Here is a 13539-nt window from a genome sequence, read left to right on the forward strand (position 1 = left end):
ATATGGCAGATAGTAACACCTATCGTGCATTTGCGTTGTTCGTCCAGGGAGAACGAGTTTTAAATTGCACTGAATACACTCCCGTCGATATGAAAATAATCGAAGATGATTTTAAGACGGGCGCTATGGATACAGCTATCACTCTGGACGGGGGAATGGAGAAAATGTCAGCCAGTTTTAAAGTCTCTGGCTCCGATTCTGGTGTGATGGGGTATTTGGGATTAATACCAGGTGCTAAAACAAGGTTCGAAATTCGAAGTGCATATACTGACAATTACGGTGTCAATTTTGAACGTATTGATACATATGAGGGGCTTATTACGGCGATTACTGATGACGCGCAGGGGACTGATTCAAAATCAGCAGTTGGGCAATCAGTAACGATTGCGCCGAGCTATTATAAACGAGTTCAAAATGGAAAAATTATTTACGAGATTCATCCTGCAAAAATGAAACGAGTAATTAATGGTGTTGACGTTCTTGCGGGCGTTGCTCGTATTCTCCATGTATATTAAAAGGCAAATAAAATGGAATCATTATTAGACAGTATGACTATTACGCTCTCTCGCCCGTTTATTATTAAGGGGGAGAGCCGCGATACAATTACTATTCGCGAACCAAAATTACGCGACCGCATTATGTTCAGTAACGATAAAAGTGGTCTTGAAGAGCGGACAGCGACAATGCTGGCGCGCCTGGCAAATCTGGAGCGTGAGGATTTATATGCACTGCCTGCGTGCGATTACGATCAAATGGAGGCCGCGTTTAACGAACTGGTAAAGCCTCCGAAAGACCGACATCAGATATAGTTATTCTGATTCCGTTTATTGCGAAAAAACTTGCCATCCCGCCCGATACGCAAATGGACCTGCCGTACCGGGTTTTTAATTTCTATGTAAACGAGGTCATGAAAATCGATGGCTATTTCTCAAAACTTTAAAACGCAGGTTGTATTCGGTGGGCGAATAGACCCGTCGTTTCGTCGCGGTACAACAGAACTCAATGATGCGATTCGGCAGACGTCGTCTACTGTCGGGAAATTAACGAAAAGTCAGGATAAATTAAAAGACAAAATCGCAGCAATGAAACTGGCAGGTAAAGACGTTTCTGATTTATCTGCTCAGTATCAAAAGCTGGACCGTCGAATAAAAGCGACAACGCAGGACCAGGAGGCGCTGAATACTCAACTTGCTAAAAAACAGCGGCTGGAGAAGTGGACGGGTCGCGCAAAAGGAGCTGCAAAATGGGGCGGACGAGCCGCCGCAGGTGCGGTGAGGGCTACGGGGCGGGGTATCAAATGGGGGACACTTGGCGCGGCAGGGCTCATTGGCGGTGCTGCAGCTGGTGCGCTGGCAATGAATGCAGAGACGTCAGAAAAACTCGGTCTGGCGAAGTCCTACGGCGTTGGCGTCGAAAAATACGCTGCGTGGGAAAATATTGGTAAAGCCGCGGGCCTGAACGGCGAAAATATCGGGGATTTGTCTGAAGAACTTACAAATAAAATCGGCGAAATCGGAAACGAAAAAAGCCTGAATCCCATGTTATTTCAAATTGGCCTGACGAAAAAACGAATGGCTGGCTGGGATCGGGAAAAACAGTTTAATGAGGTTATGCGTCGCATCTCTGAAATGAAAGATGAGAAGCAAGCGGCGAGCCTCGCTGACCAGCTCATGGGGGGCGAGGCTAATAAGATCATGACGTATATGAAGGCGACGGGTAAAAGCTGGGAACAGACAATGTCTGACGCGCAAAAGTCGAATTTGTTAACAAAAGAGGGTGCGGAAGGGGCGGCGCGTGCGCATGTATCAGTGACAAATCTGTGGGGCTCTATTACGTCGGGACTTGCAGATACACTCGGTAAAATCGGGGGGGAACTCGCGCCGACGTTTGACTCAGTACGTGAAACATTTACATCCTGGTTTAAGGATAATCAGGGTGGTTTTGTCAGCACAATTACTGAGTGGGTAAAACCAGAAAATATGAAAAAAATGTGGGATGGCATCGTCAATTTTGGAGAAGGTTGCGTCAAATTCGGGAAGATTATATGGGCTGTCGTAAAGAAACTGGAGTGGCTTATTCCGGATGAAAAATCAGATGAAGAACAGAAAACTTATAATGACGAATATAATCGGGCATATCAAGAGTTTATGGATTCGGGAGGTAAATATTCACCGAACGCTGGATTGACTGCTGATAATATTGCGAAGGCAAAAGCCGAAGAGGCTGTCGAAAATATGCGGCATCCAGAACGGCAAGAACAGGCAAAATCTCAGGCAGAATCAATGCTCGCGTTTGTTAATCCATTATCCGGGATGGTAAATAAAAATACCGCGCCTGCAGCACTGGATTCGTCGACGTTAAATATTGATACGTTGAAGCAGGCAGTCTCGACACCTGCGCCGGAGCAAAACAATAAAATCGAAATCAATATTGTCGGTGCGACAGATCCGCAGTCAATACAACAATCTGCAGCGTCGGGGGTGCTCGATGGACTGAGACAGGCTGCGAGTTCGTACAATCGTGGCGCGATGTTTGATAAACCAGCTGCGGCGGGGTGACAATGAGTGATGCAATAAACGGTGCTGAGGATATCATGCTCGGCCTGGGTGATTTCATTTTTGCTATATCAACAGTAGCGTACAACAAACTGCAACGTAGTGACGCCTGGCGCTGGGCTCAGCAAACACGATTCGGGAAAAACGACGCGTTGCAGATAACCGGACGACCGAACCCCACAATTACTATCGATGGAAAGATAAACGCTTTATTTCTTGACGGGTGCGGCGTCGGCCTGTTGACAGATTTGCGAGCGCTCGGGAACACGGGAGAACCCCAGCAGCTAGTGCTGGGGACCGGGGAGGTGAAAGGGTACTGGGTGCTGCGAGAACTAACTGAAACGCAAAACAGCTTTTTGATGGGCGGAACACCTAAATCGCAGGACTTTTCACTCACGCTCGAATATTATGGAGCTTCGCTAGATTAATACAAAATCAAGCGCTACCAGAGCACTTAACAAGTATAAAAATAATAAAAAAAACTACGAACATAAATGTAAAACAACCTGATGGTATTTTTTTTGACGCCGAAATACTAATACCTCTCCGACTACTAAAATTAATTCTCATTATGAAATCCTTTTAATTAATGGGGCCCCAAATGATTACATACACTACACGGGACGGTGACCGTCTCGATCAGATCTGCCTTGCGGTCTACGGGAGAGCGTCAAAAACGACAGAGACTGTTTTATATCAGGTTTCGAATTACGGCGTAACGGATATGTGTGCCGTGTTTCGTGCTGGAGAAAAAATTGTTTTACCAGATATCGAACCAGAGCCGGTTAAAAAAGAAACGCAATTATGGGATTGATGAATGAGTGATTACGTAAATACTGGCGTGGAGGCGTGGAAACCTAATTTTTATATATCTGCTGATAATAAAAACATCACGGATAAAATAAGAAAAGGTTTGATCAATATCACGCTGACAGATTACGGCGGCTCCAGTAAACAGACAGACGAACTCCGCGTAGCAATAGTTTCTGAAACTCTGAAAATTCCGGCCCGCGGAGTAAAAATCAGTATTGGGCTCGGTTTCGGTAATCAGATAATTGATAAAGGGATATACATCGTTGACGGTGCTAGCAGTGGCGGTGAACCCCGGGTAGTTGATTTCACAGCAAAAGCGGCTCCGATGAACGCAGCAAAAGGATCTCCGACAGTTCAGAGCAAAAAGACTCGTTCCTGGAGCGACGTCACTGTCAGCGATATCGTTGCGACAATAGCGAGCGATAATGGGCTAAAACCACGCGTATCAAAGCGGTTTGCAGACAATGTTATCACGCAACTCGATCAGGTCGGCGAGTCAGATATGCACCTGATGTCGCGGCTCGCAACGAGATTCGATGCGGTGAGTAAACCCGCGGGCGGGTACTGGATATTCCTGCCGCGCGGCGCGGGCGAATCTGTTAGCGGTGCTCCGCTCCAGCACTACACGCTAACTCGTCGTGATAACTCCAGCTGGGGCTATTCGAGAAATGGACAAAGTGGCGATAGTGGTAGCGGTGGCGAAAATCCGGAACCGACGTATCTGATTAAATATCACGACACAGCAACTGGGCAGATCAAAGAATTGCGGACAGGTAGTGGCGGCGATCCTGTCATTGAATGGCCGGCAGTTGAGCCGTCGCTCGACGCAGCGAAAGAAGCTGCACCAGGGCTCAAGGGCGGTGCAGCTAAAAAAGAGTTCTCTATGACGTACACGACGCCAGCGACGCTCGATTTAGTGTCGCTGACAGCAGAATGCAAAGTCACAACTCAAGGTTTCGGGACCGAGGAGGACCGGGACTGGACTATCAACACACTGAGTCTGACGCTCGCTGAAAACGGTTTTTCGGTTCGGCTGTCTCTGGAGTAAATGGGCTCGGCGAGCCGGTGGCGGTATGAATTTAGTATTAACAGATGTCGACTGCAAACGGCACCTGCGATATTTTTAGGCGTAAGCCGGAGAACGAAGAGTCTCTGGTGCTGAACGTTGTTATCGTTAGATGCTGACATATTTTTAATATTGGGAGTTTTCAAACATGGTCGTTAAAAATGGTCTTGCCTGTGGGATTATGCTTGCTCTTGTCGGTTGTGCTACAAAACCTGTCTCAAATGAACAAGCCACTCCTGTTCCTGAAAAACAAATTATCAGTACCGCGTTACTCGAAAAACGAGACGGTACGGGAGAGGTGATCATCAAGCGTGACTCGGGTTTCTTTGGAAGCGCGTGTTTTTCCCGTGTTTATGTTGATGGTAAAGAGGTGGCAGATTTAGGTACAGCTCAGAAAGTCGTTGTATACCCAACGATTGGTGATCATGTCTTCAGCGCGTGGCCAAAAGGAGTATGTGGTGGTGGCATGAGCGAACAAGCGGGCAAGGTGACAACAGATCGTACTTTGATGTATCGCATAGGGTATGGATCAAACGGTGAATATGGAATTCACCCAACCGCGTTTTAATTTGTGTTGGGGTATGTGAGTTTTTCTCATACCCCTTTACCTCGCTTTGCTCCTGACAGTTTGGTCACATAAAGGCGCAGAACATCACCATTTTTGCCAAAAACCTTCAGAAGACGATGAGTAAGACGCGTCGTAACTATATGATTATTTGATATTCATACACACCATTATGTCCGGATAATTTGCCATAATTATTTGAATTTATTGCACAAAGCGACCAATTTAAAATCCCTCGGCGTTCGCGCTGTGCGGGTTCAAGTCCCGCTCCGGGTACCATGGGAAAGATAAGAATAAAATCAAAGCAATAAGCAGTGTCGTGAAACCACCTTCGGGTGGTTTTTTTGTGCCTGCAACTTGTCGTTACACCCTCCTTAATTTTTAATCACCGGCAAAGCCACTCAAAAAGTATCTCTGATACGGACCGGCATGTAAGATAGGTGCTGGCGAGTTGAGATCCACAAGGAAAAGCGTATGAAAACGGGACCGTTAAACGAAAGTGAGTTGGAATGGCTGGACGATATTCTGACCAAATACAACACTGACCACGCCATTCTTGATGTGGCGGAGCTGGACGGTTTATTGACGGCGGTGTTGAGTTCTCCGCAAGAGATTGAACCGGCACAGTGGCTGGTTGCCGTGTGGGGTGGGGCTGACTATGTGCCGCGCTGGGCGTCAGAGAAAGAGATGACGCGCTTTATGAACCTGGCTTTTCAACATATGGCCGATACCGCAGAGCGTCTGAACGAATTTCCGGAGCAGTTTGAGCCATTATTCGGCTTGCGAGAAGTCGATGGCAGCGAGCTGACGATTGTTGAGGAGTGGTGCTTTGGCTATATGCGGGGCGTGGCACTTTCTGACTGGTCAACGTTGCCCGATTCGTTAAAACCAGCGCTGGAGGCGATTGCGCTGCACGGTACTGAGGAAAACTTCGAGCGGGTAGAGAAGATGTCGCCAGAAGCGTTTGAAGAGAGCGTAGATGCCATTCGACTGGCGGCGCTTGATCTACATGCGTACTGGATGGCGCATCCGCAGGAAAAAGCTGTTCAGCAACCGATCAAAGCAGAAGAGAAACCGGGGCGTAATGATCCTTGCCCGTGCGGTAGTGGTAAGAAATTTAAGCAGTGCTGCCTGCATTAAGAGGTCAAATTGGGTGTCAGCGTTAATTCTGGCACCCAATAAGAATCTAATCACCCCACTTCTGGTAACAAGCCTGCCGCAATCAAAAATTGCACGCCAATCACAGCAATACCACAGAGAAACACCACCACCAGCGCCGGACGACCACCTTTCACCCGGTAACCCGCCTGAGGATTGTGCTTCCTGCTTTGCCAGGTCAACAGCGAAGGGATAATCAATGCCAGTACCGCCAGTGCCACACCGGCGTAACCCAGCGCCATCACAAATCCTCGTGGATAAAACAGTGCAAACGCCAGTGGCGGCAGAAAGGTAATTGCACCAGTTTGCAATCGTCCACCAACGGTATTTGAACGCTGAAACAAATCTGCCAGATAATCAAATAAGCCTAACGCTACGCCGAGGAAGGACGTGGCGAGGGCTAAATCAGCAAATAAATGCACTGCCAGCTCAACATGCGGAGAGGCCACCATTTCGCGTAACGCCTGTAACAGCCCGTTTAATCCGGCATGATTAGCCAGCAATCCCATAAAGGTTGTTGAATCAATGCTGCCAAGGGTCGCCAGCTGCCAGAAAATATATGCCACCAGGGGGATCGCACTACCGATTATAAACACCCAGCGTAGCTTACGAATGTTGCCATCCATATAGCTGACAATACTCGGCACGCTACCGTGAAAACCAAACGACGTAAAAATCACCGGGATTGCAGACAGTGCCAGTCCCTGTTGCAACGGCAGGGTTAAAAGATTCACTTTGTGAATATGCGGTAGCAGCAATACCAGCATCACCACCAGAAAAATAATTTTGGCGCTGAACAGAAAACGGTTAAATAAATCGACCAGCGAAGTTCCGACACAAACCACGCCACCGGCAACAAAAGTGAACAACAGCACGCCAGCGGTTGCCGACATTGAAATACCTGTCCAGTCGCTGATGCTGGAGGCCAACAATTCACCGGCACCGCTGATGTATGCCGCAGTCAGAGCATACATTAAGAACATCATACTGAAGCCCGTCAGCCACTGACCGTAGCGTCCCAGATAGCGTTTTGCCAGCGTGCCCAGACCGGTATCTGCCGGGACATGCTGATACACCTCCAGCAGTAATAGCGCCGTGTAGCACATCAACGCCCAAAGCCCAATCAACAAGATTAACGTGACGCTAAAACCAACACCTGCCGCAGCCAGCGGCATTGCCAGCATGCCTGCGCCAATTGTGGTTCCCGCCACGATAAAAACACTTCCCAGAGTTCTGTTTTTCACGCTTTCTTCTGTCCTGACGATCTTTATGAGTGATATCTGCGGCGCAGGTTAAGGCATAACGGCTGATTCGTCAAATCGACGTTACATATAGTGTAAATATAAATGTACAATAAAAAGCGTTCAGTTCTGCGCTGGCGCAAAGTCTTCATAAGCAGCAATCGCTACGCTAGGCTTTTTTTGAGGAGGAACGATGGACTCTATTCACGGTCATGAAGTGTTAAATATGATGATTGAATCAGGCGAGCAATATACGCATGCCAGTCTGGAAGCAGCAATTAAAGCGCGTTTTGGTGAACAGGCACGTTTTCACACCTGCTCGGCAGAAGGGATGACTGCGGGAGAGTTGGTGGCGTTTCTGGCAGCAAAAGGCAAATTTATACCTTCAGAAGAAGGTTTTTCAACCGATCAGAGTAAGATTTGCCGTCACTGATTTGAAACGGCGGCAGAAAACCTGCCGCCGGAGAGCATTAGTTTTGTGTGTCGAGGGTAGAGAGTTCTTTGTCGATAAAATACAGACCTTCGCCACTTTTGCCTGCCAGGCTTAATTTATCAATAATCGATTTGAACAGTTTCTCTTCTTCATGCTGCTCAGAAACATACCATTGCAGGAAATTAAATGTTGGGTAGTCCTGATTGGTCATTGCAGCATGAGCCAGTTCGTTAATTTTCTGCGTGATTAATTGTTCGTGTTTATAGGTTTCCTGGAATAATTCATCAAGTGAGGAATATTCAGCAAACGGAGATTCAACGGTATTAATACGCGGTAAGTTGCCGGTATCAGTCAGGTAATCAAACAGACGCTGCATATGCGTCATCTCTTCCTGGGCGTGACGGCGCAGGAACGCGGCAGCACCTTCGAAGGTATGATAGCTGCACCAGGCGCTCATTTGCTGATAAAGCAGTGAAGAGTACAGTTCCAGGTTCATCTGCTCATTAAGTTTTTCAATCATTTCTGGTTTCAGCATGATAGTGCTCCACAAAGGTTATATTTGTTGCTGTAGCGTCACTATAATTTGTTATTTTATTATTTGCAAAAGGTAAAATATAAACATCATTTATTAAAAATACGAATGGGAATAAAACGCATTACCGCTATTTATTTAATCAGCGAAGATCCCCCTCGCTGATTAAAACGTTTAGAGAAAGACAGGGAAGGCGGAATGATGGCACTGATATGACAAAGTGAATTCCGTATTCAAACATAAGGAACCCGCAAAGAGGCTACAGTTGCCTACTGGCTGACCAAAGGGGATAGCGTGGGTATAGCCTGCCTGCTGGCATGCGCGATCGGCGATCCCGCGACTGACATAACGATCGGTACGGGCATGCTGCAAAAAAGCCTGATCATAAACCAACCGAACAATACCTGTTGCCGCGTCAACTTCGCTCACATGGGCCTGGCGAGTAACCGTACACCCCGTCAGCGTTATTAAGGAAAGAGTCAGAATCAGAAGTCTCATGGTCCAGCCAGAAGAGTAAAAGAAAGCAGTATTTTACGCGTTACAGCGCTGCGACAATGGCCGGAAAAGACGCCTGGCAGGCGCTATTTCTTGCCATCTGTATGTGTCAGAAATTGGAGGGCTGCTTTTTTGATTATCATTTTTATAACATTAAAGGGGTATTTATGTGATTTACATCACATAAAGATTGATTTTTGTGATGGTTGTCATATTATAAACGCAAAGACAATAACACCTGTATAACAAATGGTCGGAGTACCGCGATGAAACTGCGCAAGATCCTGAAAAGTATGTTCAATAACTATTGCAAGACGTTCAAAGACGTACCGCCAGGCAATATGTTCCGATAACAAAAAACCTGCTCCGGCAGGTTTTTTTGTGTTCTGATGACGGTGGATGTGACTATCGCTGAAGATGTGAAGCCGCTACTATAACGGCTTTCAAAATGCTATCAGGAGTTTACGATGTCCCAGCCGCTGAATGCCGATCAGGAACTGGTTTCTGATGTGGTTGCTTGCCAGTTGGTTATCAAACAAATTCTGGATGTTCTCGATGTGATCGCGCCCGTTGAAGTTCGCGAAAAAATGTCCAGCCAGCTGAAGAATATCGACTTTACTAACCATCCCGCCGCCGCAGACCCGGTCACCATGCGGGCAATCCAAAAAGCCATCGCGTTGATTGAACTCAAGTTTACCCCACAGGGCGAATCCCATTAAAAAACCGCTGCTTCAAAAAAATGAGGCAGCGGTTTCTCAAAAACTTCATCGGCGCAATGCATTAGCGCCGATGATGATCAATGTAGCTGATGCGACACGACATTCAGAACATGTTGGTCGGTCTGCACAGGACACATACCAGCAAGTTTCGCACTGCGCACTTCATCAAGAATGGTTTGCAGTAACAGGCCATCATGCTGCTGTTCTTTTTCCAGATCGCGCAGGAAATTGACGGTTGAATCATCATTCAGTTCTTTCGCTTCATCGGCTAACTGTGCCAGCGTGCTTGAACGTTGCTCGTATTCTTCCATCGTTTTTTGGAACAGTTCTTCCAGAGAGTTCAGTTTTTCACCGGGAACATCAATGGCTTTAACGATGGGGGTAGCGCCGACACTCTTCATAAAGTTAAACATGCGCATCATTTGGGTCACATTACTCTGTGCCTGGGCGCGAAGGAAAGTGGCGGTGCCGTTCAGACTCTGTTCAGAACACCAGTTACTCAGGTGAAGGTAGAGATTGGATGCGTAAAACTCGCGGTTCATTTGAGAGTTGAGTTTGAGAAGCATTCCAGCGGTTGCCATACCTAATATCCTTATATCCAGAAGTGGAGAGGTGCAAGATAAATCAAAACACCATAATTACTGTTTGCAGAATAATTCCTTTCTGCCGGTCCGAAATGTGATCGTGGAGTCAATTCTGACGATGATCTGAAATAAGAATAACGTCTGAACGGGTATAAGAAAATGCTTAAATCATCAAGTTTATATATTTTTACATTTCATTGATGAAATCAATGTAACTGTAATGAATTTTAATGATGGTGCCTTTTGTATCTTATTGATATTAATCGATGAATTTGAATTCATGATGAGGCAATGATTTTATAAAACGTTTTTTCATTTTTGCGATATGGCTCTCATTATACGTGTTCTGTTAATTAATGAGCACAGTGATAATTAATGGCGAAATGAATGACGCGCATTTTCCACATCTTTAAGTTGCGGTTATTACACCATTGCAAAAACTCAACGCCAGGTAATGAGGCCTATTGACTGGTTAAAAAGAAGACATCCCGCATGGGTACCAAAGACAACAAGGACTTCCAGGCTAATCTTATGGATTATTCTGCTGTGCACTCGATAATTTGTCTGACAAATTCGCTTTTCCTTATGTCTTTTCCCGCTAAATTTATGCACGTTCTCACTGTAATTCTGCGATGTGATATTGCTCTCCTATGGAGAATTAATTTCTCGCTAAAACTATGTCAACACAGTCACTTATCTTTTAGTTAAAAGGTAATGCTTTGTTTTCCGATTAATTTAACGAATGTCATTCGTTTTTGCCCTACACAAAACGACACTAAAGCTGGAGAGAACCATGCACAAATTTACTAAAGCCCTGGCAGCCATTGGTCTGGCAGCCGTTATGTCACAATCCGCTATGGCGGAGAACCTGAAGCTCGGTTTCCTGGTGAAGCAAGCGGAAGAGCCGTGGTTCCAGACCGAATGGAAGTTTGCCGATAAAGCCGGGAAGGATTTAGGGTTTGAAGTTATTAAGATTGCCGTGCCGGATGGCGAAAAAACATTGAACGCTATCGACAGCCTGGCCGCCAGTGGCGCGAAAGGTTTCGTTATTTGTACTCCGGACCCGAAACTCGGCTCTGCCATCGTGGCGAAAGCGCGTGGCTACGATATGAAAGTCATTGCCGTGGATGACCAGTTTGTTAACGCCAAAGGTAAGCCAATGGATACCGTTCCGTTGGTGATGATGGCTGCGACCAAAATTGGCGAACGTCAGGGCCAGGAACTGTATAAAGAGATGCAGAAACGTGGCTGGGATGTCAAAGAAAGCGCGGTGATGGCGATTACCTCCAACGAACTGGATACGGCTCGTCGCCGTACTACGGGGTCTATGGATGCGCTGAAAGCTGCAGGATTCCCGGAAAAACAAATTTATCAGGTACCGACCAAATCTAACGACATCCCGGGGGCATTTGACGCTGCCAACTCAATGCTGGTTCAACATCCGGAAGTTAAACATTGGCTGATTGTCGGTATGAACGACAGCACCGTGCTGGGCGGCGTACGCGCGACGGAAGGTCAGGGCTTTAAAGCGGCCGATATCATCGGTATCGGTATTAACGGTGTGGATGCGGTGAGTGAACTGTCTAAGGCGCAGGCAACCGGCTTCTACGGTTCCCTGCTGCCAAGCCCGGACGTACATGGTTATAAGTCCAGCGAAATGCTTTACAACTGGGTTGCAAAAGGTGTTGAACCGACCAAATTCACCGAAGTTACCGACGTGGTGCTGATCACGCGTGACAACTTTAAAGAAGAACTGGAGAAAAAAGGTTTAGGCGGTAAGTAATTTGCCGGAAAAATTCCCCTCTGCATGATGCAGAGGGGGTGTGAACGACCAGTGATTCACGGAGACGTTATGCAACAGTCTACCCCGTATCTCTCATTTCGCGGCATCGGTAAAACGTTTCCCGGCGTTAAGGCGCTGACGGATATTAGTTTTGACTGCTATGCCGGTCAGGTTCATGCGTTGATGGGTGAAAATGGCGCAGGAAAATCAACTCTCTTAAAAATCCTCAGCGGAAACTATGCGCCAACCACGGGTTCTGTAGTGATTAATGGGCAGGAAATGTCCTTTTCCGACACGACCGCAGCACTTAACGCGGGTGTGGCGATTATTTATCAGGAACTGCATCTCGTGCCGGAAATGACCGTCGCGGAAAATATCTATCTCGGCCAGCTGCCGCATAAAGGCGGCATTGTGAATCGTTCATTGCTGAATTATGAGGCAGGTTTACAACTTAAACATCTTGGTATGGATATTGACCCGGACACGCCGCTGAAATATCTCTCCATTGGTCAGTGGCAGATGGTTGAAATCGCCAAAGCGCTGGCGCGTAACGCCAAAATTATCGCCTTTGATGAGCCAACCAGCTCCCTCTCTGCCCGCGAAATCGACAATCTTTTCCGCGTTATTCGTGAATTGCGAAAAGAGGGGCGGGTGATCTTATACGTTTCTCACCGTATGGAAGAAATATTTGCCCTCAGCGATGCCATCACCGTCTTTAAAGATGGGCGTTATGTCAAAACTTTTACCAATATGCAGCAGGTTGACCACGACGCACTGGTGCAGGCGATGGTCGGGCGAGACATTGGCGATATCTACGGCTGGCAACCGCGTAGTTATGGCGAGGAGCGGCTGCGTCTTGATGCTGTGAAAGCACCAGGCGTGCGTACGCCAATAAGTCTGGCGGTTCGCAGTGGAGAAATTGTCGGTCTGTTTGGTCTGGTCGGGGCAGGGCGTAGCGAATTAATGAAAGGCATGTTTGGCGGGACGCAAATCACCGCCGGTCAGGTTTATATCGACCAACAGCCGATCGATATTCGTAAACCGAGCCACGCCATTGCCGCAGGCATGATGCTCTGCCCGGAAGATCGCAAAGCGGAAGGCATTATTCCCGTGCACTCCGTTCGCGACAATATCAACATCAGTGCCAGACGTAAACATGTGCTTGGCGGTTGTGTAATCAACAACGGTTGGGAAGAAAACAATGCCGATCACCACATTCGTTCGCTCAACATCAAAACGCCGGGCGCTGAGCAACTGATCATGAATCTCTCAGGCGGAAATCAGCAAAAAGCCATTCTGGGCCGCTGGTTATCGGAAGAGATGAAGGTCATTTTGCTGGATGAACCTACGCGTGGCATTGATGTTGGTGCTAAGCATGAAATTTACAACGTGATTTATGCGCTGGCGGCGCAGGGTGTGGCGGTGCTGTTTGCCTCCAGCGACTTACCTGAAGTCCTCGGCGTTGCCGACCGGATTGTGGTGATGCGGGAAGGCGAAATCGCCGGTGAATTGTTACACGAGCAGGCAGATGAGCGTCAGGCACTGAGCCTTGCGATGCCTAAAGTCAGCCAGGCAGTTGCCTGAGTAAGGAGAGT

The 13539-nt window shown here is 47.3% G+C and carries 17 protein-coding genes; 13 read left to right on the top strand and 4 right to left on the bottom strand.

Translation table 11 applies throughout. The annotated features are described in order from the left end of the window. Positions 1 to 2 precede the first annotated feature (2 nt). The 8 genes from ACJHX4_RS19810 (at position 3) to yecA (ending at position 6139) form a co-directional block, all read left to right on the top strand. Entirely contained in the window at positions 3 to 515 is a 513-nt protein-coding gene (locus ACJHX4_RS19810) for a phage major tail tube protein (RefSeq protein ID WP_000785563.1), read from the top strand. Between the two features lie 12 nt (positions 516 to 527). Then, positions 528 to 809 carry a phage tail assembly protein gene (locus ACJHX4_RS19815; RefSeq protein WP_000444667.1) on the top strand — a complete coding sequence of 94 codons (282 nt, stop codon included), beginning with the start codon at positions 528 to 530 and terminating at the stop codon, positions 807 to 809. A gap of 108 nt (positions 810 to 917) precedes the next feature. Continuing rightward, complete coding sequence (locus tag ACJHX4_RS19820) at positions 918 to 2558, top strand: hypothetical protein (protein ID WP_001018353.1); 1641 nt, start codon at positions 918 to 920, stop codon at positions 2556 to 2558. A gap of 2 nt (positions 2559 to 2560) precedes the next feature. Further along, complete coding sequence (locus ACJHX4_RS19825) at positions 2561 to 2983, top strand: phage tail protein (protein ID WP_001278178.1); 423 nt, start codon at positions 2561 to 2563, stop codon at positions 2981 to 2983. 173 nt (positions 2984 to 3156) lie between these two features. Further along, on the top strand, positions 3157 to 3369 hold the full coding sequence (locus ACJHX4_RS19830) for a tail protein X (protein WP_000634205.1): 213 nt from the start codon (positions 3157 to 3159) through the stop codon (positions 3367 to 3369). A gap of 3 nt (positions 3370 to 3372) precedes the next feature. Next, the gene (locus ACJHX4_RS19835; RefSeq protein WP_001531766.1) at positions 3373 to 4416 is read left to right on the top strand and encodes a contractile injection system protein, VgrG/Pvc8 family; all 1044 of its coding nucleotides are present in this window, start codon (positions 3373 to 3375) and stop codon (positions 4414 to 4416) included. A 166-nt stretch (positions 4417 to 4582) separates the two neighbouring features. Beyond that, positions 4583 to 5002 (top strand): hypothetical protein, encoded by a 420-nt coding sequence (locus tag ACJHX4_RS19840; protein WP_001296152.1) that lies wholly within the window; start codon positions 4583 to 4585, stop codon positions 5000 to 5002. A gap of 471 nt (positions 5003 to 5473) precedes the next feature. Then, entirely contained in the window at positions 5474 to 6139 is a 666-nt protein-coding gene (yecA, locus tag ACJHX4_RS19845) for a UPF0149 family protein YecA (protein WP_000847882.1), read from the top strand. A 50-nt stretch (positions 6140 to 6189) separates the two neighbouring features. Here yecA and tyrP read toward each other — a convergent pair whose 3' ends face one another. Next, positions 6190 to 7401, bottom strand: coding sequence for a tyrosine transporter TyrP (gene tyrP / locus ACJHX4_RS19850; RefSeq protein ID WP_000797555.1), 1212 nt, complete (start codon positions 7399 to 7401; stop codon positions 6190 to 6192). 190 nt (positions 7402 to 7591) lie between these two features. Between tyrP and ACJHX4_RS19855 the strand changes: the two genes are divergently transcribed. Then, entirely contained in the window at positions 7592 to 7831 is a 240-nt protein-coding gene (locus ACJHX4_RS19855) for a YecH family metal-binding protein (RefSeq protein WP_000377224.1), read from the top strand. Positions 7832 to 7868: 37 nt separating this feature from the next. On the opposite strand, the gene ftnA is transcribed toward ACJHX4_RS19855, so the two are convergent. Then, positions 7869 to 8366 carry a non-heme ferritin gene (gene ftnA / locus ACJHX4_RS19860; RefSeq protein ID WP_000917208.1) on the bottom strand — a complete coding sequence of 166 codons (498 nt, stop codon included), beginning with the start codon at positions 8364 to 8366 and terminating at the stop codon, positions 7869 to 7871. 171 nt (positions 8367 to 8537) lie between these two features. Continuing rightward, positions 8538 to 8861, bottom strand: coding sequence for a YecR-like lipofamily protein (locus ACJHX4_RS19865; protein ID WP_001237881.1), 324 nt, complete (start codon positions 8859 to 8861; stop codon positions 8538 to 8540). A gap of 263 nt (positions 8862 to 9124) precedes the next feature. Here ACJHX4_RS19865 and azuC point away from each other — a divergent pair, with 263 nt between their 5' ends. Further along, a complete protein-coding gene (azuC, locus tag ACJHX4_RS19870; protein WP_010723106.1) occupies positions 9125 to 9211 on the top strand; it encodes a stress response protein AzuC in 87 nt (28 codons plus the stop codon). A gap of 114 nt (positions 9212 to 9325) precedes the next feature. Further along, the gene (gene yecJ / locus ACJHX4_RS19875; protein ID WP_000082127.1) at positions 9326 to 9577 is read left to right on the top strand and encodes a DUF2766 family protein YecJ; all 252 of its coding nucleotides are present in this window, start codon (positions 9326 to 9328) and stop codon (positions 9575 to 9577) included. Positions 9578 to 9654: 77 nt separating this feature from the next. Here the strand turns inward: yecJ and ACJHX4_RS19880 are convergent, their stop codons facing one another. Then, positions 9655 to 10158: a non-heme ferritin-like protein gene (locus ACJHX4_RS19880; RefSeq protein ID WP_000179469.1), complete on the bottom strand. Its 504-nt coding sequence runs from the start codon at positions 10156 to 10158 to the stop codon at positions 9655 to 9657. A 796-nt stretch (positions 10159 to 10954) separates the two neighbouring features. On the opposite strand from ACJHX4_RS19880, the gene araF reads away from it, so the two are divergent. Both araF and araG read left to right on the top strand, forming a co-directional pair. After that, positions 10955 to 11944, top strand: a complete 990-nt coding sequence (gene araF / locus ACJHX4_RS19885; protein WP_001531765.1) for an arabinose ABC transporter substrate-binding protein AraF — start codon at positions 10955 to 10957, stop codon at positions 11942 to 11944. 69 nt (positions 11945 to 12013) lie between these two features. Then, positions 12014 to 13528 carry an arabinose ABC transporter ATP-binding protein AraG gene (araG, locus tag ACJHX4_RS19890; protein ID WP_001187827.1) on the top strand — a complete coding sequence of 505 codons (1515 nt, stop codon included), beginning with the start codon at positions 12014 to 12016 and terminating at the stop codon, positions 13526 to 13528. Positions 13529 to 13539 lie beyond the last annotated feature (11 nt).

Origin of the sequence: Escherichia sp. WS2035, from assembly GCF_046487065.1 — a bacterium.
Taxonomy (GTDB): Bacteria; Pseudomonadota; Gammaproteobacteria; order Enterobacterales; family Enterobacteriaceae; genus Escherichia; species Escherichia coli.

Bases quoted from the DNA above. Each gene is read 5' to 3' on its own strand.
- yecJ (WP_000082127.1), top strand. From the start codon at position 9,326: ATGTCCCAGCCGCTGAATGCCGATCAGGAACTGGTTTCTGATGTGGTT.
- ACJHX4_RS19865 (WP_001237881.1), bottom strand. From the start codon at position 8,861: ATGAGACTTCTGATTCTGACTCTTTCCTTAATAACGCTGACGGGGTGT.
- ACJHX4_RS19820 (WP_001018353.1), top strand. From the start codon at position 918: ATGGCTATTTCTCAAAACTTTAAAACGCAGGTTGTATTCGGTGGGCGA.
- ACJHX4_RS19815 (WP_000444667.1), top strand. From the start codon at position 528: ATGGAATCATTATTAGACAGTATGACTATTACGCTCTCTCGCCCGTTT.
- ftnA (WP_000917208.1), bottom strand. From the start codon at position 8,366: ATGCTGAAACCAGAAATGATTGAAAAACTTAATGAGCAGATGAACCTG.
- azuC (WP_010723106.1), top strand. From the start codon at position 9,125: ATGAAACTGCGCAAGATCCTGAAAAGTATGTTCAATAACTATTGCAAG.
- ACJHX4_RS19855 (WP_000377224.1), top strand. From the start codon at position 7,592: ATGGACTCTATTCACGGTCATGAAGTGTTAAATATGATGATTGAATCA.
- yecA (WP_000847882.1), top strand. From the start codon at position 5,474: ATGAAAACGGGACCGTTAAACGAAAGTGAGTTGGAATGGCTGGACGAT.
- araG (WP_001187827.1), top strand. From the start codon at position 12,014: ATGCAACAGTCTACCCCGTATCTCTCATTTCGCGGCATCGGTAAAACG.
- ACJHX4_RS19830 (WP_000634205.1), top strand. From the start codon at position 3,157: ATGATTACATACACTACACGGGACGGTGACCGTCTCGATCAGATCTGC.
- ACJHX4_RS19880 (WP_000179469.1), bottom strand. From the start codon at position 10,158: ATGGCAACCGCTGGAATGCTTCTCAAACTCAACTCTCAAATGAACCGC.
- ACJHX4_RS19810 (WP_000785563.1), top strand. From the start codon at position 3: ATGGCAGATAGTAACACCTATCGTGCATTTGCGTTGTTCGTCCAGGGA.
- ACJHX4_RS19840 (WP_001296152.1), top strand. From the start codon at position 4,583: ATGGTCGTTAAAAATGGTCTTGCCTGTGGGATTATGCTTGCTCTTGTC.
- ACJHX4_RS19825 (WP_001278178.1), top strand. From the start codon at position 2,561: ATGAGTGATGCAATAAACGGTGCTGAGGATATCATGCTCGGCCTGGGT.
- ACJHX4_RS19835 (WP_001531766.1), top strand. From the start codon at position 3,373: ATGAGTGATTACGTAAATACTGGCGTGGAGGCGTGGAAACCTAATTTT.
- araF (WP_001531765.1), top strand. From the start codon at position 10,955: ATGCACAAATTTACTAAAGCCCTGGCAGCCATTGGTCTGGCAGCCGTT.